The following is a 24,465-nucleotide window of genomic DNA, read 5'->3' as shown; positions in this document are numbered from 1 at the left end:
TTGAAGTATGTGTCGTTGCGTGACGAAGTGAATTAGTCGTTAGTAGGCAATTCTCAGCAAGGAACAAGTGTTGCCGCCGTATTCTCGCCGTTGTCGGCAGATGATTCCGGCCCGGGGACAACAGTTTTGCGTTTCCACAGATAGTAGATTGCCGGATAGACCAAAAGTTCTAAGGCAAAGGAGGTAACCAATCCTCCCACCATTGGTGCAGCTACGCGTTTCATCAGGTCTGAGCCTGCACCCGTGGACCACATGATGGGAAGTAGTCCAATGAAAGCGGCGCACACGGTCATGGCTTTCGGACGAACCCGCTTGACGGCTCCATGTACGATAGCTTCAACTAAGTCCCCCGTAGTTCGCAATTGTCCTCGGACCCTTGCTTCATTGTGCGAAAGGTCGAGAAATAGCAACATAAATACGCCCGTCTCAGCATCAAGCCCAAGCAAAGCGATCATGCCAACCCATGCCGCGATAGAGACATTGTAATCGAGGAAATACATTAACCAAACGGCACCGATGGCAGAAAAGGGAACTGCCAGCATGACCATGAACGACTTGAAGCTCGACTTCGTGTTCATGTACAAGAGCCCAAAGATCAAAATAAGTGTTAGTGGAATTATGAGCTTGAGCCGTTCTTTGACGCGCAACATGTTCTCGTACTGCCCGCTCCAAACCACTGAATAGCCCGTTGGGATCTTTACTGAAGCTGATACAGCTTGCTTGGCATGCTCCACATATCCACCTACATCAACCTTTGAAGGATCGAAATCTACATAGACGTAACCTGCAAGTAATCCGTTCTCATCACGGATCATTGCCGGTCCCTCAACTAGCTTAATGTCTGCGATTTCAGACATAGGAATCTGTCCCTGATTATTCGGCAAGGAAATGAGCACACGCTGGAGTGCATCAAGATTGTCGCGAAAGATTCGGGCATAACGCACATTGACGCCGTATCGCGCCCGACCTTCGACGGTCGTCGTCTGATTGTCTCCGCCTACAGCCGTCATCACCATCATATTTGCGTCATCAACAGTTAACCCGTATCGGGCAAGCTGGTCACGGCGCAAATCAAAGTCAAGGAAGTAGCCACCTGCAACACGTTCAGCATACACACTTCGAGTATCCGGAACTCCCTGTAACGCCGATTCCATCTCTACAGCGATTTGCTGCACAACAGCAAGATCGCTTCCAGATATCTTTATGCCAACAGGTGTTCGTATTCCGGTCGATAACATGTCAAGACGAGCCTTGATCGGCATTGTCCATGCATTGCTAATCCCGGGCAACTGAAGCCGCTCGTCCATCTCGCTGACAAGTTCGGCCTCTGTAATCCTGTCGCGCCATGCAGTTCTAAGTATTGCCTTCAACCATTCAGGCGACCAACTTGAATACCAACGAGGTTTCTCCCGCCATTCAGATTCGGGCTTCAACAGGATGGTTGTTTCCATCATCGTGAATGGAGCCGGATCGGTGGACGTCTCAGCACGACCGGCTTTGCCAAAGACGCGATCTACTTCGGGGAATGTCATCAGAAGCTTGTCTTGCACCTGCAATGCCTTCTGCGCTTCGGCAACAGACATTCCGGGTTGAACTGCTGAAGGCATGTAGAGCAAGCTCCCTTCACGCAAGGGCGGCATGAACTCATGACCAAGCTGCAGATAAACTGGGATGGTCAACGCGACTAACAGAAGACTTGCGAATATGGTTGCCTTAGGATGGCGCAAGACGAAGCGACAGGGCGGCTCATAAATTCTATGTAGGAACCTGCTTATGGGGTGCTTTTCCTCTGAGTAGTAAGTCCCAACCGCAAACTTAGTCGCAGTCCAGGCCAGAAATTTGGGTCGAAACTTGAATGGGTCGATCCGTGCAAACATCATTCGCAGCGCCGGATCAAGTGTGATGGCAAGCACCGCAGCAATCGCCATCGCAATGTTCTTTGAAAAGGCGAGTGGCTTGAACAACCGGCCTTCCTGATCTACTAACGTAAACACCGGAATGAACGCGACCGCAATTACCAGCAGCGAGAAAAATACTGTCGGCCCAACTTCCATCAATGCATCTAGTCGAACCTTGTGGAAGTCTCCCTTCATACCTCCGGCTTGCCAATGGTAAATCTTGTTGTATGCGTTCTCGACTTCGACAATCGCTCCGTCCACCAAAACACCAACCGAAATCGCGATTCCGGCAAGGGACATGATGTTTGCGGTCAAACCCATCATGTACATGGGTATGAACGCCAGTACCACGCTTATTGGAATCGTGACAATCGGTATGGCAGCAGATGGAACATGCCATAGAAAGATCAGGATGATAATAGAAACAATGATGAGTTCTTCTATCAATTTGCCTTCGACTGTATCAATTGCTCGCCCGATTAATTCAGATCGGTCATACGTCGTGACGATTTCGACCCCTTCGGGCAAAGAAGGCCTTAGCTCTTCAATCCTTGCTTTGATTCGTTCAATGACATTTAACGCATTTTCGCCCTGCCGCATGACGACAATTCCTCCGACAACGTCGCCTTCACCATTATAGTCAGTAATACCCCGCCGCAACTCCGGACCAAGTGCAACTGTTGCGACATCTTTGACTGTAACCGGCGTCCCTCCCTGAGACAGGAGAACGAGCTGTTCCAGATCCGCGATGGACTCCACATACCCACGGCCACGAACCATATATTCACGGCCAGAGATTTCGACAAGCCTTCCACCGACGTCATTATTTCCCTTACGAACTGCCTGGATCACTGCCTCTAACGGTAGATTGTAAGCGGCCAAGGCATTGGGATCAACGGTAATCTGATACTGCCTGACCTGACCGCCAACTGCGGCAACTTCTGCAACGCCGGGCACAGACGAAATGGCATACCTTAGATACCAGTCTTGATAGCTGCGTAACTCGTCGCTTGTGTTCTTGCCCGAGCGATCAACGAGTGCATATTGAAAGACCCACCCAAGGCTTGTTGCATCCGGCCCTAACTCCGTTTTTACACCGGTTGGCAGCTGCGCAGTAATCTTGGAAAGGTACTCCAGCACGCGTGTTCGCGCCCAGTAAATGTCTGTTCCATCTTCGAAAATGACATAGATGAAGCTGTATCCGAAATCCGAAAAACCTCGGATGGCCTTTACTTTTGGCGCGCCGAGCAGCGAACTGACGATCGGATATGTGACCTGATCCTCAATGATATCCGGACTGCGGTCCCAACGTGAGTAAACGATGACCTGTGTATCAGACAAGTCGGGCAACGCGTCCAATGGGATGTGCTGCATGGTCCACGCAGCAATCACGATTGCCACAAGCGTTGCCGCAATGACAAGCCAGCGATTCTCAGCAGAGAAGCGGATGATGCGTTGGAGAACTGTTAAGTTTTCCTGCATCGTTAATTGCCTTCCACCGCTGACAGCGCTGCACGCAAAGATGATTCCGAGTCCACCAGGAAATTAGCACGCGTTACAACTGATTCTCCTTCGCTTAGACCCTCTATAATCTCAACTCTCTCTCCAGATTTATCTCCAAGCATTACAGCGCGCGGCTCAAACTGACCTTCGCCTAATGCGACAAAGACATAGAATCCACTTCCAGTCGGAATCAACGCATCGGACGGAATAGTCAATGACTCGCGACTTTCCCCTTTGAAAAGCACTTCACCAAACATGCCGGGTTTTAAGTCACGATTTTCATTTTCTACTTCAAGCCTTACTTTGGCTGTTCTGCTTTGCACGTCAAGAATCGGATCAATAAATGCCACTGTGCCAATAATCACACGATCAGGTAGTGCTTCAAATGACATGGATGCTCGTGTTCCCACATGTACGTGTGCGAGGTCAGGCTGGTAGGCATCTGCCATTACCCAAACTACGTTCAAATCAGTTACTTCGTACGGAACAGCACCAGACTCAAGCGTTGCTCCCTCGACTACATCTTTCAAAGTTACAACTCCACTAACTGGAGAGGTAAAAGTCAGCGCCTTAGTTGTTTCCCGAGTCTCCTCCATGCGAACGATGGCGGACTCGGGTACGTCCCAATTCTTGAGTTTGTTTCGAACTGCAAGCACAACCGCGTCGTACGTCGAAGCCTGACCTTCATTCGTGTTGTTCTCGCGATTCTCTAATGAAAGGAGATACTCTTGTTGCGCAGCAAGCAAATCAGGACTATAAAGTGTGAACAATGGTTCTCCCCGCTTCACGGCACGACCGACGAAATCTACAAACACGTGCTCAACGAATCCTGCAACTTTGACGTTGATGCGGCTGACTCTTGTTGGGTCAATTTCGACGCGCCCGACAGTTCGCCAGCCTCCAGAAATGCCTGCTTTCTCGGCCTTAGCGATTCGCAGTCCGATTAACTGCTGTCGTTTAGGATCGATTTCTACCGCCGCTCGGCCATTAACATCTGAGTCGCCGCTTGAATCCTCCTCGTATACAGGCAAATAATCCATGCCCATCTCATCTTTGCGTGGGACAGGCGAAGTCTGATTTGGATTCATTGGTGAACGATAGAATGCCACTTTGTGTGACGATGACGAACTTGGCTTCGATTGGTCAGATGCCGATCCCTTCATCCTAACAAGTTTCATTCCGCAGATTGGGCAATCACCCGGGTGATCCTGTACGATGGCAGGGTGCATCGGACACTGATATTTGTCTGTGCTTTCAGATTTAGTTTCGTTCTCAGCGCTCTCCGACTTATCACTCTTTGGTTGAGCCGAATCAGCTTTCTTAAGAACGAGATTCATCCCGCATATCGGACACTTCCCGGGCTGATCCTGCTGAACCTCGGGATCCATGGGACAAGTGTAAATTTCGGCAGTCGATGATCGTGTTGTCTCTGTCCCGGTTTGAGCGCGGTTGCCCCACAATAGCCAACCAGTAAGTCCCATACTCGCGATGATAAACAGAGTTAACCAAGGAAGCCATTTTGCAGTTGTTGTTCTCATGTCGCCTTCTTATTGTTCCGTTGCGTCAACAGAGTAATTTCCAAGCAAGCTCTGCCATTGACGGTACGTGGCCCATGCCTTCGCGCGATACATGACTGATTCTATTTGTGCCATGACTAAGACCGTACGTGCGTCTGAAAGTCCCATGTAGGGATACACTCCCGCCTGATAGTCCACAAGCGCTGAGCGCCAGGCAGCCTCTGATTGTTCGACAACTTGGCGATTTACCTCGTATTGATTAATCGTTTTCGCAAATTCCGAGTGAACGATTCGTAATTCCTGCTGCTGGTTGAGCATCGACTCTTTTTGTTCGCTTTGTTGACTGCGGCTCATAGCGCGAGCTTCGCTTATCTTTGCTTGCTGATTACCTCGGGATAACAGCGGAATAGAAGCGGACACTTCTATAGTGACCATGTTATCTTGTTTGAGTGACTGAGAAATCGGTTCGCCTGTATGGGGATCTGTCCCCGCACCCTTCAATGCTCCTCTTATACCATAAGCAAGCCCCAACTTGACGTCCGGCCAATAATCAAGCTTGGCTCTTCGAAGTTCAAATTCGGTAGCTCGTAACTGCGCCTGCGCGATTTTGACTTGCGGAGTTGATGCATTTTCAACCAACGCAAGTCCTGCGTCAAGGTCTATCAAAGGTGGCAGAGCATTCGGTAGAATAGGGTTAACCAGTGCATTGTCATTAGTCCTTCCAATGGAGTAGGCCAGCTCTGCGCGTTTTTGGTCAATCTCTGATGCGTTCGCTAGCAATTTAAGATCCCACTCCTCTTGTTCAAGACCTGCTCGCAACACTTCTGTCCGTGATCCCTTCCCTGTGGAAAGCAACGATGCTGCAGCGTCAACAGCCTGTTTTGTTAATACAAGTCCTTGTTCAAGCATTTGGCGTGTTTCAAGAGCTGCCGCTAAATCGTAATAAGCCATCGCCACCATCGCAGCCATTCGAAATCTTTCTTGATCAAGAATGGAGGTTGCGGCACGGACCCGAGCTTCACCTGCTTGTCTTGCCGCATTTAGTTTCCCGGGGAAAGGAATCTGCTGCATGGCACCAATCTGAAACATAGTCATCGGATCCGAATGCACATCAAAACTCTCCGGAACATTCATTAGTCCGGCGCGCAATTCCGGATTCATCCACGAGTTGTTCATGGTAGCACGACTTCTTTCCACAGCAATCATTGCCTGCATGCGTTCGATGTTGGGATGGGACTTCCAAGATTCAGCGACATAACTCGCAAGCAAGCTGTCGCTCTCAAACCCTTGTGCAGATGAGCTAATTGCACAAAGCACAATTAGAATCGACAAGGGGACCGCGCGGGCCAAAAAGGCTAGTCGGTTCAATGTTGAGTGTAGTGATGACATAGCGTTGAGCATACTAGATGACGATTAAAGCAATCTTTGGACCAAGATATAAGACATGAATAAACAATTGCTTATGACAAAGACAACGTCAAACGGTGAAAGAATTTAACAATTTGGATCGAAACAAGCTTTCTATCCTTTCTCGACGGAATTCGGTCCTCTGTACGGGTACCCGACGAGTCAATAACTTGGCTGGTCTATAAGTCATGCGAACGCAGGTTTCAGACTGTAGGCATTAAGAACGAACAGCACAATATGCACTGTTGTCTAAAGGTGTTGATGCAAGTCGTAAGTTGAAGCTCTTCCAGTGTTTTGCTAGGGACTCGTTTCGACCCGGCTTCGAGACTTCTCGGATTTGCCAATAGATTGGCAATCAGGAGTCGCGCCTCTCGAAACAGTAGGTTACAAAGCGACAGAGACAGATTCGAGACAGACACTACATCTTGTGGTGTCGACAAGTTTGGGAATTCTAGCTATCTCACGACCATCTTGTATTCTTATGCCTTGATTCTGGCATAAGAATTTACAGAAGCAAGAGCTCTGCATTGTGCAGGGCTCTTTTCATTTCAACCTGCTCAGGAGTTTCCCATGAAAGTCAAAGTCCTCTGCCTCGGCCGTTCGGCAAAAGAAATCAACGTCAGTGACGGCACGACCGTCGAACAGGCCATCGCGGAAGCCGGGTTCCCGAAAGATTCCAGCTACACCCGACACTTGAACGGCAGTCCGTGTTTCGACACAGATGTGCTTGTCGACAACGCGGTTTTGACCCTCGTGCCACAAGTAAAAGGGGGCGCATAGGAGCAAGCTTCAGACTACCTGTCCTACGTAGTCTCAAGTTTCAGAGAGGGCTGTGATCCAAGTGGTCATGGCCCTCTCTTTCCTCCGGAGGAACGCTTATGATTGAACCACAGATTCGAACGCTGTGTGACTTCCATGCCCAGAAGTGGCATACGCCGATAACGCTGGTCAAGCAGGATCTTGATGTTCACGCTTGGCACGAGGTCGGGATTGCAGTTCATATCAATGCCGACAAGAACTCGACATTCTGCAAAGACCTCGTTGGTGATGCCATCGTCATGGAAGATGTACTCCTTGGCAAAGTGTCACCTACATGGCTGGTATTGTACGGCGCACCACGCTTAGATGTCACTTCGAATATTCTCGACGCGCATCTGCCGCGTATGTGCCGTGCATTTCGCAGTGCACAACGAATGGCGTTGATTGATACGACGCAGATTGTAGCCGTTGAACGCAAACAGGAACTGGCTCGGACGCTTCGCGACGACCGATATGAACTCGAGCGTCTTTGTATGCAAGTGATGACATTGTCGCGGAAGATCGAAGGTGACCGCGAGATTCTGAATATGTTCAGCAGAGCACCTGACTTCATCAAGGCAAAGGCGACAAGGACATTTGTGGAGATGATGAAACTTGTGCCATCGTGCTACTCGCATATCAACGTCGTCGACAAGTCTGTGCTCGCCGAAACGTATCCGATCACACTTGAACACGACGGTGGTAGTTACAACTTCGAACCTTACGTAGTTGAAGTGGACTTGGACAAGGGCAAAGTGCTGATTTCAGGCGGCACTGAAATGAACGGCTACATTCATCCGCATGTCACAGATGATCCTAACAATGTATGCTGGGGCAACATCTCACATTTGGTGTCACGTCTTGCTGGTGAACTCGACCTGCATGGATTGCTTCAGTTGGTACATCAGTTTCTGCATAGTTACAACAGTAGTGATCCGTTTCAAAAGATCGAGAAATGGGATCCGGACTGGGTCGATGAAAGCGATGACGATGAACCGTATTGTTCGTGGTGTGACGATTACGGCCATGATGTTTCAGACTGCGAATCTTGCTGGTGGTGCGAGCACTGTCAGCAATACGATGATCACGATGCCGATGAATGCCCAAATCACCCAAAAGATGAAGACGAAGAAGAGGAGGATGCCGATGCAGAACTTGCAGAGGACACAGCGACAGCCGGTTGATGCAGGCGTGAAGATTCATGTTGAAGCAACTGCGATGCAGAAGTTATGGCTGTGGACGGACTTTGCCAAAGGTGAAGTTAGTTGTCTCGGGCTCGTAGATGAAGTTGTGAACACCGATACTGGTCGCACAACAGCATTGATTGTCACAGACTTCTTTCTGGTAAAGCAGAATTGCAGTTCCGACGAAACCGATATGGATGTCGTCGATGTTGCTCGATTGATATCCGAGCTTGAAGCGAAAGGAATCGACTCACACAAACTTCGCTGTTGGGCACACTCCCACGGGACGATGAGCGTCTTCTGGTCTGGTCAGGATGAATCATGTATCAGTGGACTTGCCAATGGTGAATGGCTACTATCCCTGGTCGTGAACAAGCGTCGCGATACCCAGATGCGTCTAGATCAGTTTCACCCGAGTCACATGTACATTCCTGAAATTCAGTGGGAAACGAAGTTCCCCACCGTAGACGGACTTGCAGAAGCGTGCTTCGATGAATTCAAAGCCAAAGTACGCGAGACAACGTTTCTGAAGCGAACGCGTGATGATCAACTGATGAAGCGCGATATGATTATCGATGAACTTGACGAAGCAAGTGCTCGTGGTGCTTTAACTGCCGATGAACTCGACGATGAACTGAACTGGCTAGGAATTGAACGTGACAATTTTGAACCATTCTAGGAGACCACATGAACGATATGCGATTCTTACGCCAAAAAGATGTTGTCGATGCCGAGAAACTTGCGAACTTGCAGGTTACACTGATCGGTCTGGGTTCCATTGGGAGCGTCACGGGGTTGTATCTTGCCAAGATGGGCGTATGCAAAGTGACCTGTTTCGATGCCGATGTTGTGGATATTCACAATGTCAGCAACCAGGCTTATGGGATGTCTGATGTGGGGCTTCTGAAAGCAGATGCGTTCTCAATCCTAGTAGAGAACCAGACCAGAGTGCTTCCGAATGCGATTGGAATGCACTTCGACGGTCGGCAGCTATCTGGCATCGTGATTTCCGCTGTGGATTCAATGAAGTCACGCGAGACTATCTGGAAGTCTATTCGTGATCAACCACAGGTGCAATTGTACATTGATGCCCGAATGGGGCTGGAGACCTTAATCGTGCATGCTGTAAAACCACAGATCAAAACTGAACGCGTAGAGTATACGCGTTCGCTTGTACCAGATGATCAGGCTCTTCAAGAACCATGCACAGCACGGGCAATATGCTATACGCCTTTGATGGCTGGGAGTGTAATCTGCTCCTTGGTGAAGCGGTATCTTTGCGATGAGATGATACCAGCGCGGATTGTACTTGATCTGGCAACATTTACAATGATGTTATAGCCGTATGCCCAATTTCCAAATCACGACGCACGAACGTTGGGATCATGTTGTGCAGTATGTTGTTGATGCGCCTACTCTTGAAGCCGCAATTCGAATGGTCACATCTGGGAGGGTGCCATATACCAGCGCTGAGTATCAAGGGTGCAATCCAATTCAAGAGGTGTTCTCCATTCTTGAAGTGACAAACAACGACACCAACAAGACTATCAAAGGCGAAAAGAAGCTGAAGAAACTGCTTGACAACTCCGTTGGCTGATAATACAAAGATAGGGGAAACCCTATCTTTTAGCCTATTCTGGACTGAATCGTAGTCTATTATTGCCTCCTCCCCGGTTTCTATTGATAAACATGGAAGAACAATGTAAATTGAATATAGACAGGTTGACTAATTCAAAGTTGCTGAATTATCAGAACTTAAATGCAGATATGGTTTGTTTGCCTGCATCGGTTTCTTCGCAGTAACTCAAATGAAATCGTAATCATAAATCGCTTGACTGTGCCGATAATCAGTTGTACCATGAATATAGGTCTTGGGATGCTTGAGAAACAACTTTGCATGGAGGCCACGATGTACGAGCGAACTCTATCGTATTACCCGAAAAACGGGCGATGGTGGTTCGCTTTTCTGTTTTTGGGAATCCTGTCAAACAACAAAATAAGTGCTGCCCCCATAACGGTTAACGCGCCAAACTCGACCTACTTCATTGCCAACGAAGGGCAATGGGAAGGCGATTTTCAGTTCAAATGCGAAGTTGGAAGTACAGTCTATTATGTCACACCAAAAGGGATGACGGTGGACTTTCGGGAGTTCAGGCGCTATCCCAAAGCGAGGAATTCGAGGGACCCGCTGGCCCATTTGGAGCGGCACGAGGAGCGCGATTCGGTGACGGTGCGGGGGCATGTCGTGCAGATTCACTACTCTGGCCTTCCTCCGTTTACGGGGGAACGGCAAGGGAGTCTGGGGGCACGGGGCAAGCACAAGCTCCCCCACTACTCCAACTACTTCTTCGGAAGAGACAGCACAAAATGGCGCAGCCGCGTAAGCCACTACCAAAACATCATCGTCCCCGAAGTCTGGCCCGGCATTGACGTCGAATACCGCGCCGACAAGCTTGGTGTCGAAACAGTCTATCACGTCAACCCCGGCGCCGACCCATCGCAAATCCAAATGGAGTACCTCGGCCTCGATGCGCCGCTAAGAGTAGACGCACAGGGCAATCTCATTCTCCCGACTTCAGTGGGCGATATAAAAGAGCAAGCGCCGTTTGCATTTCAGCAGATGTCACGGACGCAACAACGAGTCGAGTCGCGCTATCGCGTGGTGAATGACAACCTCGTGATGTTTGAGCTTGACGGATATGATTCGACGAAAGAATTGATCGTGGATCCGCTGCTTTACGGTACATACTTGGGAGGAGGGGGGGTGGATGAGTGCCATGTCGTTTGTCCTGCACCAGACGGCGGGGTCTATGTGGCCGGAGGGACCGACGCGCTATCGGGATTTCCGACAACGCCGGGAGCTTATGATGAAACAGGGCTTTTTCCGGGCGCACGAGAATTCGTCAGCCACTTCAATGCTCAAGGAGAGTTTTTGGCGTCTACATTGTTTGGTGAAATCCAGACATCGGAGAATAGAAACACCGAGGGCGGAGTCCAGGACATGGTATTCGATTCGGGACGTAACGGCCTTTGGATGTGTGGTCTTGCATATCCAGATTGGCCACTGACACATGATGCAATGGATACGGTGATACAACTTGGCGAGTCTTTCATACTCAGATTGAGCGAGGACTTAACCACCCTCAGCTACTGTTCTTATTTGGGGGGAAGCCAATACGACTACAACTACGGAATTGAAATTGACAGTCTCGGAAGGATCTATGCCGCGGGCGAAACAAATTCTCCAGACTTCCCGCTGTCGGAGGACGCCCTATTCACAGAGATTAGAGGAGGGGGCGAGAGCACCCTATTGATCTGGGACCCTAATACACATGAAATAGTATTTTCAACGTACTTCGGAGGCAGCGGTGAAGGTGCGCCAGAACTTGTTTGGGATTCGTATTTGACGCCAGAAGGACACATTTGGCTTATTGGTGAAACCAATAGTCCAGACATTCCAGTTACTGAAAATTCCTTTCAGCCAAGTTTCAATGACAGCGGAGAATTCCAAACAAATGACGCATTCTTTTTACTACTTACCCTTAATCCGGCGTCATTAGAGTATTGCAGCTACATTGGAGGGAGTGGGTTTGATCATTTGTTTTCACTCTTGGAAATAGATGCCACAGTCTACCTTTCGGGATATACAGTTTCGACTGATTTCCCGACTTCGCCGGATGCTTTTGATTCGATTGGGCCGCAAGAAGCTGGCGATGCACCGGAGGGCTTTGTAGCGCGCTTGAACTGGGAAACAGGCGAGTATCGGGGGACGTACATTGGCAGGGATGAATCTGAATTCATTTTTGGCGACGGGAATTGGGTAGGAGACGACTATGTCATGATAGCTGGCGTAACCAACAGCAATGACTTCCCGACAACCGGAGACGCATATGATAGGGTGTTGAACAATGGGTTCGGCCAGGAGAGCGATGCTTTTGTGCTGAAATTGGACAGGGGCTTGTCGGCTATGCTCTACGGAAGCTTTGTTGGGGGCTCACACTCTGAGTCCTATGCAACGGGTTGGGTAGTAAATGCGGACAGCCTTTGGTTAGTCGGGACAACGACGTCTGTTGATTTTCCCGTGACGCCAGATGCCTTTCAGCCTAATGACAATCCGCTCAGCAGCGCATTCGTTATCCATTTCGCGATTGACACGACAGAGGACACGACCAGCGCGGCCGATAACAGACCTTTTCCATCAGAGTTTGCGTTGTCCGCGTACCCCAATCCGTTCAATTCTCATACCACTCTAAATTTCACCTTACCAAAGACCGGCGATGTTGAGCTTCGTATCGTCAACATCCTCGGCCAAGAGGTTGAGCGCCTGAATTTAGGACGCTTGACCGGAGGTGCGCACAGGCATGCGTTTGACGCTTCAAGCTTATCCACGGGACTTTACTTTGCCATATTGGGAGTAGCCGACGAAAGAGCTGTTTCCAAACTGTTGTTACTGAGATAAGAAAGATTGTGAATGGGAGAAGATCATGAAAGCAATGTTCCGATTGATCATTACTGTCTTGGCAGCAGGAAATCTCTTCGCGCAGACGTCGTGGGAGAGCGTTTACCCGAGCATTCAGGCTATTGAGCCGCTTGATACCCTGGGAGTGGACTCCGTGTCATTTGGAGATAAAATCCATATTAGCTTCTTAAGCGATTCGTTGGCTTGGACCGCATATGAGTTGAAATCACAGCTTCTTAGTATGACTGGTTGGAGCAATCAGGATGTTAAAGCTAACCACATCCCGCTGGAACAGCTGTTCGACGTTCAAAGCGAGGACACGTCACGACGCTGGATTCTCATTGATTTGTGGAACGAGGAGAGCCCGAGCGCGCTTGAGCAGTTCCTTCAGGAATCCTCCTTGCCGGATTTTGGAGTGCCGCCGGACGTTCGCACTGGCAGTCGGGAGGGGTACTACATCTGGGTTCAGAACGGCATTCATAGCGATTCGTTGGCACCTACGCCGTTCGTCAAGGCTGTCATCGTTGCTCCAACGGTTCGAGCCGCGCTATATGCTGTGACAACGATGTGGAAGGCGGCCATATTTGCAAACGACAACCTCTATTGGCCCGAGGGCTACGTTGTGGATTTTCCGACATTCGAGCGACGGATTATCGGAGACAAGTACGATCTGGGAAAGCCTGCTCAATTTGCCAATCCCGTGCAACACGGCTTAGGATTAATTTCCGGCGCGCGGAATGTCTTGCTCGACAATAAAGGGAACGGGCTGATTCAATTTGGCGCAGTTGCGCAGCTTGACTCGAGTGGCAATGCCGCCGAAGTGTTTGAAACTCTTCGCGACGGCATTGACACAACTTATGTCTATGAAGACACCTGGCAAGACTTGGGGATGGACTGGTATCAAGGAATCTACGCATGGGGTAATGACCCGCTGAAGAATAATGAGCGAAAGTCAGCACTTGTTCGCAAACTGTGCGCCTTTGGGCCAGTTGTAAGTAATCGTATCACTATTGTTCCAGAAAGTATTGATATCCCCGTGCCCAATGCGGATTTTGAAGTGCTCTCGGGCGTCGTTTTCGAGGGCTGGGAGAACGATGCTGGATGGGAACGACTTGGTACAATCGGTGATCGTTATGCCCATAGCCCTTTAATCAATGTTGGTGATTCAGCAAAGATATCTACCTATTGGCATCTTCAGGACACTGTTGGGCTTCCTATGCGGCAGGTTGTGCTTGAATTTGATGCGCGCGTCACCGACGGTGACGAGGTCGAGATTTGGATCGAATCGCTGATGCCACCTGACAGCAATGGTATTGAAAGCAGTCCCACTGATGCCCTCGACTACGGCGACTACAGAATATTCGACCGCAGGCACCGACAGAAACCAAACTCGTTCAAAACCACCATAACAAACACTGCTTGGACAAGAAAGTACGTTGTTTTCTACACATATGGACTGAAGGTTGATCACCCAACGTTCTATTTCAAGAATGTAGGGAATTCAGCTGCTACCGTTGACTTCGACAGGGTACGCCTTTACGATTCAGATACATACTTCATTCACGGGCTTCTTGATAGTACGCTCAATCCTGATTTTGGCTACTTAGAGTTGTTTGTGCTTGATAGCAACGGAGTTCGTGTAGATTCTCTGACGAATAACAATAGTGCAAGATGTGCCGAACTTCAGACACGTGCTCAGGACCACTCCAGTATGGTGTATCATGGTAGGATACGATTTTCGCGTGCCGACTTCAGTCGGTTTGACTCGTTTGAAAGTTGGGATACACTGCAAAATGCGAGCTATGGCTACAAGGCAGAGCTTCTTTTTCACGCTGCATGTCTTGCAGAATTGCCAGCATTCTTTGACCGAGTGGATACATTAGGACCGTTCGCAGGTTACGCTGATTCTTCAGACGCTTTTAAGTTTGGTGCATCTTATGAGTGGACTGACAATGATCCGGCGGTCATGGCACCGCAAATTACCATGAATATGCAAGTGTTCGACTCGCTCTGGAACAACTCTGGACCTGGGAGCAATGTTTCTGGGTATTTTAACCGCTCAAACGAGATACGTACTACTGGCTGGACAAAAAAAGATCGAAAGTTAGCGATAGACAGCAATTGGACCCAAGCAGACATATACGGTAACTTCAATTCGGAGATCATTGACACGCTAAATCAGGCAATTGAAGGCTCTGAACGTGCGATGTTGATATTCGCAGACATGTTTAACCCACTTCATAACGGTCAGAGAGTCACGCGCGTAAACAATCCATTTGAAACAAATGGCTATGATGTTGAAGTGCATGGGCTTTCAGGCGTGAATGCCGAGCAACCAGTTGTATTCGTCGATTGGTGGAAGAAGGAAGTTCGAGACAGCATAATTGCGCAAGAATTGGTTGATGCGCTCACACCTCTCGCAGACTCAAGCACGGATTGGGAAGTCATTCTTGCGTACCTGCCGGAGCCGGATGACTCTAACTATTGGGAGGCCAACGAAGAGTGGTTTGAACATGTTGGGTTGGCAGCAAAGTCGCGACGTGAGGAAGGACGAAGCTTCACAGGCGGCGGACTGATTTACGATTCTGCACCACTACTCTCAGAAACGTGGGATGAATATCTTGAGCGAATCTCTATGCTGCAAATTTGGTGGAAAAACGATCCGGCAGTAATTGGGGTTCCACCGTTCGCTCGCTTCGTTCCGGATTTTGAGACAAACAATATTGCTATCTTCCGCTCCTACCCCGTCCCTTACCCTGATGACCACACGGTTGAGATGGACAGCGTCGTTCTACAGTACCGTTTCCGTGGCAATACGTCATGGAGCAAGCAGAAGGTTTCTTATCAGTCCGACAGTTTGTACGACTTCAGTTTGAGTCTTCCGGATTCGGGCGGGTTTGTAGAGTACCGTGTGTGGTCGTTTGATGATTTGGGAAGATATGGCTCGTATCCGCCTTACGGCACAAAATGGACCGACCCCGATTCCGGCGAGCGTTCCTATTTCACCTTCGAACGCCGCAAGGACGACGCAATTGTGAAGCCGGACACGTTCTGGCTGCCGGGCGTGATTACGAAGGAGCACAAGGTTGCGCCGAACGGGAAGTTGGTGTTTCAACCGCTGCCGGGATATAAGCATGCAACGCTATACGTCGGTGACGATGCCAAAGTCACGACAACGTGGACGGGCTCCGGGAATCAGCGTCCGCAGATTGTTTTCAACGGAACCGACACGAGTTACATTCACGTAAAGCCGTTATGCGACACCTGTAAGTGGAAGGGTATCTTTGACAGTGTCGGTGTGGTCGTGAAGAACTACGTGACTTTCCATGAGGGTACGGGCGAGGCGTTGGTGCTCAAGAACGCTACAGGTGACTCGAAAGCTCAGTTCAACGAGGCTGCATTTGATGACACGGTGCTCGTAAAAGGCCCCTCAGAAATTACCGGCACTGCGACGTTTAACAAGCTGATTGTCGAAAACGGCGCGACGTTGACGATACTGCCGGGCAGCGCACTTTCGTTCTTTGAAAGCGGCCAACTGATTGTCAAGAAAGGCGGAAAGCTCAAAGCCTTCGGCAATGATACGACGGGGATTGTGTTCAAGGCGGCGGTGGATAGTCTGCCGTGGGAAGGGATTCATTGTGAAGCCGATAGCCAGATGGCGGCGTGTTCACTGAAGTACGTGAACATGTCCGGTGCGGTTGCGGGTGTGCTCGTGGATCGCGCGCAAGGCTATGCCGAGCACTGCATATTCACGCAGAATAAGTACGGCGTGTTAGCGAACAACGGCGCGTGGTTCGAAGCAAAGGAGTGCTCGCTGAGTGCAAATGAAGTCGGCATCGTGGCAACGAACCTCTCATCCGTTGAACTGAACGGCGTTGTGCTTACTGACAATATTGGTCCCGGCCTGAAGGGTTTGTCGCGTGCTTCGTTCTACTTGGAAGAGTGTGTCGTGAACAACAATGACGGCGACGGTTTGGCCGGAGGAATCGGGCTATACACGGGTTCGACGTTGTTCATGGAGTGTACGGAAGTGGATGCAAATGTCGGTTCGGGGATCACGGCCTACGGCGGAGTGATCATGCTCACCTCAGTGAAGACCGTGGGGGACACGCTGTGGCAGTGGCAAGGGAATCGCATTGAACACAACGCGACGATTCCCTACGAAGGTCAGATCACATTGCGCAATCGCACGGCGTTAGCGCTCTGGAATGGCAACAATTGCATCTGGGATACGACTGGCGAAGGCAAGCTGGTTCATTGGGAAGATCAGGTGGGATCGGACCGCTGGGCTGATGTCTATTGGGGCAGCACGGACACGACAGCAATTAAGTCGAAGCTACCCTCTAACGTCACGTTGGTCAGAATAGACTCGTCACGCACGGTGTGCCCAACGTTCACGGCGGATAATAGTGTTCATGACTCTTTGGTGCATATCTACTTGCTGCCGCACAATGCGGAACTGTCCGCACAACATACGCGTGCCGACTCCGGGTACAAGGCGATAGTTCGAACGTCGCCGAGTTCAGACTATGCGCTATCAGCTGTTGATCGTATGTTGGCCAACAACCTGAAGCAGTTCAAGACGTTTACAGCCCTCAAAGACACAATGGTTACACTCTTCAACGGCTCCTCCGATGCCGCGTTGAAGCGCTGGCTTAAGGAGGGCCAAGCGTGGTGCTTTGCGGAAGCGAACGATTCAACCAACGCCGCGAAGATATTAGACTCGTTGGCGAAGAACACGCCGACGCGGTTTGATCGAGTGGCCGCGCTGGTGCAAATGCGCTTACTGGGTATTCGAGCACTGCGCAGTCATACGGGTGAGTACACGGCATCGGAGTGCGTTGCCTACTTGGATTCAGCGCAGAAAGTGCTGGAAGTGATGAAGGTGTGGAACCAAACTACGATCAGTGACAGCGTTGTGATGTATGCTCCCACTACGGTTGAAGGTCTGATCACGATTAGTCAACCCAACGGGCGCTTGACGATTCTACCGCATCCGGGCTCCGATGATCCCACGATTCGCTTCAGAGGCGACGGTTCAATTCTCGTACAGGGCTGGGACTCGCAGTATGCGCGCGGGCGCCTCTATGTGCAGGGTGAGCCGGACAATCGCGTGACGCTGGAGTGGGACTCCACGACCGCATGGATCAACATCGAGTCCAGACGCGGCTATGTTGATTTGGAACATGCCAACCTGCAAGGCAAGGGTTGGGTTAACTTAAATGAAGATGTGTTTGAAACGTCACGCACGCCGATTTTCTACGCCGACTCTTGCACGTTTACTGGATTTGATGACGGCATGTGGCTCTATGGCGTGCACGACTCCTGCGCCATCACCAATTGTGTTTTCGAGTCAATGGGCGGCGGTGCCGGTAGCTATAGCGGACAAGGCTCAGGACTTTCGCTGGCCTTCTGTTCGGACGTCGTCCTTGAAAATTGTCAGATTGTGGATAGCGATGAATTGGGTGTTTACGGCTACGATTGCGATGCCGTAGATTTGACGGAGTTTGAGGTTAGCGGGAGCGGCAGTTATGGCTTCCTCGCTTGGAATACGACGAACATCACGATTGATTGCGGCAGTTTCACCGAAAACGGCGACACGCTTGCCGAGATTTGGGTTGAGGACGGTTCGCTCAACCTGATGGAAGGCTACACGCACGTTGCCGATAGCAACGGTTTGCTGATTTATGCCGGGCACCCCTCCTATGTTGATCTTGAAGACGGCGAGAACGGTTTGGAGTTTTACACGTCTTCCGGTACCTACTTGAAGTCGGGCGACACGACGGCAGTCTGGGATATTACCTATAACGCCTGGGAGCCGTTGATCCCGACGGCGAGCGGCTTCTTCAATAAGTTGTACCCGACAACCCCCGCGAAGTGGACCGTTGATTCGTCGCTTGCAAACTTTATCGAATGCGGTGGCGGCGGTGGAAACTCAGTCGGCGGAAGCGATCTGATTGTGATTGGCGATGAAGAGTCGGGCACATTTTCCACCGGCGCGGGCGAATTGACGAAGAAAAATGAGTTTGAAAGCAAATCATTTGCTCCGCAGAAGAGCGGCGTGGTTGCCAAGAATAGTGCAGTACAAGATCACCACCATGAGCTTGCACAGTGGCGAGCGTTCCGTGACGCGGCAACTATTGGAGAAAACAAGCGGACTGCAATCGAGCAGGGCAAGCGCTTCATCAATGAGAATCCCAATTCAACTCTTGTTCCCGCTGTGGTTGTACAATTGACGGCGCTGGCCAGCCGCGCATTTGGGAAGAGTGGTTTATCATCCTACTTCGAGCAAAAGGCGTTGGAAACGAAGAACGCGAGCCTGCGCTCTCTGTTTGCACGAAAAGCGTTGATCGCCAAAGCACATGAAGGCAACCCCCAAGCGGCGCTGAGTGGATTGGAGAAGCTTGCTCAGGCAGCACAAACCAGAAGAGATTCGATTTGCGCGCTGGCCGACGCCGTTGGGCTCTATCAAGCGTTCAAGCACACGCACGACCTAAGCCCGACACTTGCAGCCGTGCGAACAGAATCGCTGCCTGAGTTCAAAGCAAGAATCAGGGAGTTAGCCATGCAGCTTGATGGCGCGAAAACATCACCCGAAGATGATCCGGAAGTTGTGCCTTCAACGTACGCCCTCTACCAAAACTACCCGAACCCGTTCAACCCCACGACGGAAATCCGCTTTGACTTACCTGAGGCAATTCGTGTTGAACTGAAAATCTTCAACATCCTCGGCCAAGAGGTTGCGACGCTTGTAGATGACGTCCGCAATGCCGGCGCCTATCGCATCCTCTGGGATGGTAAAAACGCTGCGGGTCTCACCGTTGCGTCGGGCATCTATGTCTACCAGATCAAGACGGCGAATTTCCAAGACGCCAAGAAGATGATGCTGATTAGATAGGGCATTCTTGTTTGGTAAATCAATAGAGCCTCACAATCGTGGGGCTCTTTCTTTTTCTGGCATAAGATTTAGTCCAGGGACAAAACAAACGGAGATTCAACGAATGAAAGATAAAGCTGAAATGCTGAAGGAATTTCTCGGGGGACTGTCTAAGGTCTTGAAGGTGATCTTGAAGCGACTTTGAGGGTCTAGCGACCCTCTTGACTTCCCACCCGTTCCTTAGTATCTTACAGAATCCTACCAAGCGGAGGCCTTCGGGTTTCCTGTACAACTATTCTGATGCTGGCGGCCAGTACCCACAAGGGTTCTGGCCTCTGGTCGTTCACGTTGTGCAGGTTCTCCGCTTGGTAGGACAAGTGGTAAGCCGCCAGCAAAGACGCCAGAGGTCTTTTTTTGTGCTGGTGACCGACCTTGGATTCTTTTCTATCGCTAAATAATGGAGCCAGCATGTCAGGAGCCGCACTTATGAAGTTGCCCAAAGTTGATCCGGCCACGGTCAAGAAGGCAAAGGAGTTTGTAATGACTTGGGGACCGGCGATTGCCGGAGCCCTCAGAGAATTGCTCGATAAGGTGTTTGGCAACAAACGGCTAAAAGAGGAGATTCAGCGGCTGGAAGGTGAACTGAATGTGGCAGTGGGCCATATTAATGCACTGATTGCAGAAAACGAATCACAGGCTGAAGAAATTGAATTACTGATATCGGAAGTAGAGCAACTTCGATCAAAACTCCGGTTGGCAAAGGTTATGTTGTTTGTGGCAGCGGGAGTTATTGTCATATTGACGGTGGTGTTGTCAAAGTGATATTAGGCAAGCAACGAAAACTTTGGCATAAGAAATGGTTACTATCGTGACCATAAATGCAATACAAGCAAAAGTGAAAGGACTTCAGCATGTCACATTCATCTGACCTAAAATCAAGCTTTGATTCTCCCGCGCCTTCGATGGGTTTTGGCACTCTTGTAACACCGAAACTCATGCGCGTCATGTACCCGCTCGGTGTTCTTGCCATTTGTGTGGTCTCGCTAATCAGCTTCCTTGGCGAGTTCGGAGAGCTTCCCGGCTCTTCATTCGGAAGCAAATTCTCGATTGACTCGGGACACGCATTTTTCACCATATGTTACTGGATTGGCTTCCTTGTGGGATCAAATCTGTCGTGGCGCGTTGTCTGCGAGACGACAATTGTGTTCTTTCGGATTCACGATGTTCTGGCGCGGCATGATGCGAGATCGGAAAGTCGAACCAGTGATGAGTAATTCGATCGGATGAACCATAGAGAAAGGCTCCTTGAAAAAATAATAGAGCTCCAAGTATGAAACTGGAGCCTTCGAGGCTGAAGAAGACCTGAGTTCCCAGATCTTCTTCTATTATTGGATCACCACGAATCCAACTAACAACAAGGTGGTCGAAGACTACGTTGGGAGGTATCCAGAGCCAAATATTCCAACAAAAAAAATTCCAAACTCGGTTTCGCTACCAGGTTTGGAATGATTCTTAGGGTATTAGCCGGGAAGAGATACTGTCGGGTTAGACTGCAAGCACGAGTCTTTCTGAAAGAATGCTTTTAGGCGCCCGATTCCATCGGTGAACCCAACGGATTCCGTATATTCCCGTAGTTACTGAAGTGGTCGATCCACATCTGGGAATAATTAGGTGCCTGCGGTACACGTTCAGGCTCAGGTGACCAATCGACATCGGGCTGAATGGGAATGTCCCTCTTCACGTCAAAGGGTAGACGACATGTACTGGGGTTTCGTTTGAAGCCCAGTTGTTTTAGTGATTTTTTTGTTGTGTATGGCATGGTAGAAGTAGTTTTTTTGTTGTATTGGGTTTCCGATGACGCATATGACGCATATGACAGCCATGTCCCAGTTTACTATTCTACGGAGCTACTGGCTAGGGCGCTATTCTCTAGGACCAGATTTCTAAATTCTAAACTTGAAAGGTAGTGTCATAAGTGTCATAGGCGTCATTGGCTATCGTAAGTATCCGTATTTTGAGCACTTAGGGGATGACAAATTCTGAATCCACCACCCCGCAAAATGTCATAATTGTCATTCGAAAACGACTCGGCCATTAGAAGACGAAGTCGTGTGACAAATCGATAATCCGGCCGATGAGGTAATAACCCCTTCTTCTGCTGCTATCGAGCCGCTGGCGGTCGTATAGTATTCAGGTTTACGAAGAATTTGGTATCCAAGGCGCTGACCACTTACGCGATTGTCATTCTTGTATGACAGCACACCGTGATCCTGAAGCACTGTAATATAGGATTTGTAGTTGGAATGGCCTTTGAAGTTCAGCTTTTGAACCAGTTCGCGCAGATCTTGCTGCTGAACGTACAAACCTCCGGCCGCCATAACAGGCGAAAATGAATATGTTTTTGGATAAAGTAGGCTTCCGTCATTTCGTTGATAGCCACAAACTAAATATTGCGCCAATTCTTCTGCTTCCAATTCAATCAAACTCTTACTGGCACCAAATAGCTGTTTTGCCAGATCGGTTATTGGCGTTTTCAAAGCATAGCGTGTATTTGCGTTCCCAGATTGCTTCCAGGCTTCGAATCGCTTCTTAAGTTCGGTGCGGACATAATGGCCCAATCGAGCTTTCAGCTTATCAAACAACTCTCCATCAATATCATCTGACGATACCGCCGGACAAGAATAGATAAAAAAGTTGTTTGTTTTTTCTGATTCGGGTTCTTCACGCCAATGTAGGGCAATGGGACGAGGATCATTTGTAGCAAAGATAAACTTAGCATTGTTTCTTACGTAATACTGGCGAATATGCTTTTCATTGATCTTAATCGTTCGGCTGCCGGTCAAACGTTTGATTTCGGCGTACTGGACAGGCTTATCTGAATGGCGATTTTCATCCACGAACACAAGTTTCGCTTTTGCAAAATCGTTGAATTGTTCCTTGTCGCCATCCCAGGTCGCCTTCAGCGACGGGAATATCTCGCCCACAAGATCGGCAAATGTATTCTTGCCGCAGCTACGCGGGCCCGTCAATACGATTACCGGCAAAGACACATAGTTTGTATAGGCATACAATGCCATCCAGTTCTTTACAAAGTCAGCTCGATCACGAAACATGCGATCCAGAAAACGGTCAATGAAAGCATTATCTTGGACATCGACACCAATCGCGGGGAATTCAAAGACAACAGAATTCTCTTCGGGCAGCATTTCATAACCAAGTTCACCGAAACTCGCATCGCCAATGCGATTGATTGTGAAGCTATCTCCAATGAAACGGCGTTTTGGGTCATTCATTACAGCTTTGCAAGCGTAGTCCCATTCAAGGCCATTCCGGAAATTCACCGGTTTCAGCTTTTCGTGGCTGATAAACTTGTTACCCTTCATTTCAATACGAAGCAGTTCGCCGTTGTAGCTGAACAGTTCGGGGGAATCCGGATGTTCCCAGTAGCTGCGATTGCATTGTTCGCAATGCAGGTATGCAAAGTGAAATGTGTTGGTACGAATCTTTGCGCCATCAGTATCGCAGAAGGGGCACACCGCCGAAACCGTGCACCCTTCTTCTTTGACTTTCTGTTTCAAGTCACCGAATATAATCGCTGACAAAATACCCTTGTCATCTACAAGAATCCAATCATCGTGTTTCAAGTAGATATCCGGATTCTTGTCAGATGCAAACAGCGACTTTCTGTTCTGAATACTACCAATCTTAGCGAAGCCAGCTGGCGCCAGGGGTGCAACAGGTGCAACCCCCGACCATCCGCGCTTCACGATTTCTTCGTATCCAATGGGACCGCTTGATTCCAACGCATGCTGGATTTTGTCTTCAGTTTCATCAAAGTCGTAACGCCCAATGACGGGATCCTTGGCACTGATTTCATGAATCAGTTCGCGCCCCCCTTCGAAACGGCAAAGATTAGAAATCATCGCATGCCACAGTGGTTCGGGAAGGCCATTGCTGGCCTCCCCTTGGCACCATGGGATAAACTTGTCAAACTTCAGCATGCGGTAGAGTTCTTCGTGGGTATCTAGTTCAGTTGGCGGAATGTAGTTAACTTGCACAAAAGGCTTCACTACAGGTACATCACTAACATCCATGCTGAAGTACTTCCCGGAAACATGCACATCCAGAAGAAATGGTGTGTTTAGTTCACGGGTGCTAGGAAAGAACTTGCGGCCTGGGTTAGAGCAAGCTTGATCTGCCTTAGGATACAAGGTCATCAGCTTGTAATAGACCTTTGCAGCTTCGGATGCTGAAGTAAATTGCATGACGCCTGGTTCAAAGGGCAGAATCACGCGAAAACGGTCTTCCCCTAGATTGTTGTCTTCCGAATACTGGTGTGTTCTGCTTGTATGTAGTATATAGTTATAATCGGCAAACGCTTGCTGCGCTTCGTCAATCGTATATCCATGATCGAAGTCCAGCGTGACGCCAGTCATGCCGATATATGCAGCGTTGCTGCAACCGCTGGACCATAGATTTGTGGAGTATAACTGTGTCGTAAAGAGATGTTCCAGCTCCAAGGAGCCGGGTTCGGCGATAAATGCCTGCTTCTGAAAGTCAACGACTTTCTTAGCCTCTTCCTTAGTAGCTACTGTAACGGTCGAAACCGAGAGTGTAAGTTCAAATTTATTATCATTAATATTAGAAACTGAAAGGTCTTCTGTGTAGTTCATATTCCGCATCTCCATAAGCATTTCTCCGTAGGTTAAATATGAGTGTTTTTAGTTGTTTGTGTGCGCTTAAGTAATCTGCCAGGTTAACGGTAGCAGTGCCGTTGAAGAACTCTTTTTCGAGTTCCTTCGATTGTTCGCTGTCTCGAAAC

13 protein-coding genes are annotated in these 24,465 nt (G+C 49.4%); 9 read left to right on the top strand and 4 right to left on the bottom strand.

The genetic code is table 11. The annotated features are described in order from the left end of the window. Window positions 1–53: 53 nt before the first annotated feature. Genes HUU59_08450 through HUU59_08440 form a run of 3 tightly spaced genes read right to left on the bottom strand, consistent with a single transcriptional unit; the run spans window position 54 to window position 6,286 of the window. Window positions 54–3,380, bottom strand: coding sequence for an efflux RND transporter permease subunit (locus HUU59_08450; protein NUO19461.1), 3,327 nt, complete (start codon window positions 3,378–3,380; stop codon window positions 54–56). Window positions 3,381–3,382: 2 nt separating this feature from the next. Continuing rightward, window positions 3,383–4,939 carry an efflux RND transporter periplasmic adaptor subunit gene (locus HUU59_08445; GenBank protein NUO19460.1) on the bottom strand — a complete coding sequence of 519 codons (1,557 nt, stop codon included), beginning with the start codon at window positions 4,937–4,939 and terminating at the stop codon, window positions 3,383–3,385. Window positions 4,940–4,948: 9 nt separating this feature from the next. Then, window positions 4,949–6,286: a TolC family protein gene (locus tag HUU59_08440; GenBank protein ID NUO19459.1), complete on the bottom strand. Its 1,338-nt coding sequence runs from the start codon at window positions 6,284–6,286 to the stop codon at window positions 4,949–4,951. Window positions 6,287–6,895: 609 nt separating this feature from the next. Here HUU59_08440 and HUU59_08435 point away from each other — a divergent pair. From HUU59_08435 to HUU59_08395, 9 genes are all read left to right on the top strand, one after another. Next, window positions 6,896–7,105: a hypothetical protein gene (locus HUU59_08435; GenBank protein ID NUO19458.1), complete on the top strand. Its 210-nt coding sequence runs from the start codon at window positions 6,896–6,898 to the stop codon at window positions 7,103–7,105. A 98-nt stretch (window positions 7,106–7,203) separates the two neighbouring features. Then, a complete protein-coding gene (locus HUU59_08430) occupies window positions 7,204–8,307 on the top strand; it encodes a hypothetical protein (protein ID NUO19457.1) in 1,104 nt (367 codons plus the stop codon). Then, window positions 8,270–8,986 carry a hypothetical protein gene (locus HUU59_08425; protein NUO19456.1) on the top strand — a complete coding sequence of 239 codons (717 nt, stop codon included), beginning with the start codon at window positions 8,270–8,272 and terminating at the stop codon, window positions 8,984–8,986. Before HUU59_08430 ends, HUU59_08425 begins: the two co-directional genes overlap by 38 nt. A gap of 8 nt (window positions 8,987–8,994) precedes the next feature. Beyond that, window positions 8,995–9,648 (top strand): ThiF family adenylyltransferase, encoded by a 654-nt coding sequence (locus HUU59_08420; protein NUO19455.1) that lies wholly within the window; start codon window positions 8,995–8,997, stop codon window positions 9,646–9,648. Between the two features lie 4 nt (window positions 9,649–9,652). Further along, window positions 9,653–9,904: a hypothetical protein gene (locus HUU59_08415; GenBank protein ID NUO19454.1), complete on the top strand. Its 252-nt coding sequence runs from the start codon at window positions 9,653–9,655 to the stop codon at window positions 9,902–9,904. Between the two features lie 261 nt (window positions 9,905–10,165). Then, window positions 10,166–12,766: a T9SS type A sorting domain-containing protein gene (locus HUU59_08410; protein NUO19453.1), complete on the top strand. Its 2,601-nt coding sequence runs from the start codon at window positions 10,166–10,168 to the stop codon at window positions 12,764–12,766. A 25-nt stretch (window positions 12,767–12,791) separates the two neighbouring features. Next, a complete protein-coding gene (locus HUU59_08405; protein ID NUO19452.1) occupies window positions 12,792–19,664 on the top strand; it encodes a right-handed parallel beta-helix repeat-containing protein in 6,873 nt (2,290 codons plus the stop codon). Window positions 19,665–20,129: 465 nt separating this feature from the next. Next, on the top strand, window positions 20,130–20,465 hold the full coding sequence (locus tag HUU59_08400) for a hypothetical protein (protein NUO19451.1): 336 nt from the start codon (window positions 20,130–20,132) through the stop codon (window positions 20,463–20,465). A gap of 89 nt (window positions 20,466–20,554) precedes the next feature. Further along, complete coding sequence (locus tag HUU59_08395) at window positions 20,555–20,917, top strand: DUF4282 domain-containing protein (protein ID NUO19450.1); 363 nt, start codon at window positions 20,555–20,557, stop codon at window positions 20,915–20,917. A gap of 798 nt (window positions 20,918–21,715) precedes the next feature. Here the strand turns inward: HUU59_08395 and HUU59_08390 are convergent. Beyond that, window positions 21,716–24,316 (bottom strand): hypothetical protein, encoded by a 2,601-nt coding sequence (locus tag HUU59_08390; protein ID NUO19449.1) that lies wholly within the window; start codon window positions 24,314–24,316, stop codon window positions 21,716–21,718. Between the last annotated feature and the right edge of the window lie 149 nt (window positions 24,317–24,465).

Source organism: bacterium (assembly GCA_013360195.1).
GTDB lineage: Bacteria > Electryoneota > RPQS01 > RPQS01 > RPQS01 > JABWCQ01.
This window is presented reverse-complemented; position numbering and strand designations above follow the sequence as displayed.

Bases quoted from the DNA above. Each gene is read 5' to 3' on its own strand.
- HUU59_08420 (NUO19455.1), top strand. From the start codon at position 8,995: ATGAACGATATGCGATTCTTACGCCAAAAAGATGTTGTCGATGCCGAG.
- HUU59_08410 (NUO19453.1), top strand. From the start codon at position 10,166: ATGAATATAGGTCTTGGGATGCTTGAGAAACAACTTTGCATGGAGGCC.
- HUU59_08390 (NUO19449.1), bottom strand. From the start codon at position 24,316: ATGAACTACACAGAAGACCTTTCAGTTTCTAATATTAATGATAATAAA.
- HUU59_08395 (NUO19450.1), top strand. From the start codon at position 20,555: ATGTCACATTCATCTGACCTAAAATCAAGCTTTGATTCTCCCGCGCCT.
- HUU59_08400 (NUO19451.1), top strand. From the start codon at position 20,130: ATGAAGTTGCCCAAAGTTGATCCGGCCACGGTCAAGAAGGCAAAGGAG.
- HUU59_08435 (NUO19458.1), top strand. From the start codon at position 6,896: ATGAAAGTCAAAGTCCTCTGCCTCGGCCGTTCGGCAAAAGAAATCAAC.
- HUU59_08415 (NUO19454.1), top strand. From the start codon at position 9,653: ATGCCCAATTTCCAAATCACGACGCACGAACGTTGGGATCATGTTGTG.
- HUU59_08445 (NUO19460.1), bottom strand. From the start codon at position 4,939: ATGAGAACAACAACTGCAAAATGGCTTCCTTGGTTAACTCTGTTTATC.
- HUU59_08430 (NUO19457.1), top strand. From the start codon at position 7,204: ATGATTGAACCACAGATTCGAACGCTGTGTGACTTCCATGCCCAGAAG.
- HUU59_08405 (NUO19452.1), top strand. From the start codon at position 12,792: ATGAAAGCAATGTTCCGATTGATCATTACTGTCTTGGCAGCAGGAAAT.
- HUU59_08450 (NUO19461.1), bottom strand. From the start codon at position 3,380: ATGCAGGAAAACTTAACAGTTCTCCAACGCATCATCCGCTTCTCTGCT.
- HUU59_08425 (NUO19456.1), top strand. From the start codon at position 8,270: ATGCAGAACTTGCAGAGGACACAGCGACAGCCGGTTGATGCAGGCGTG.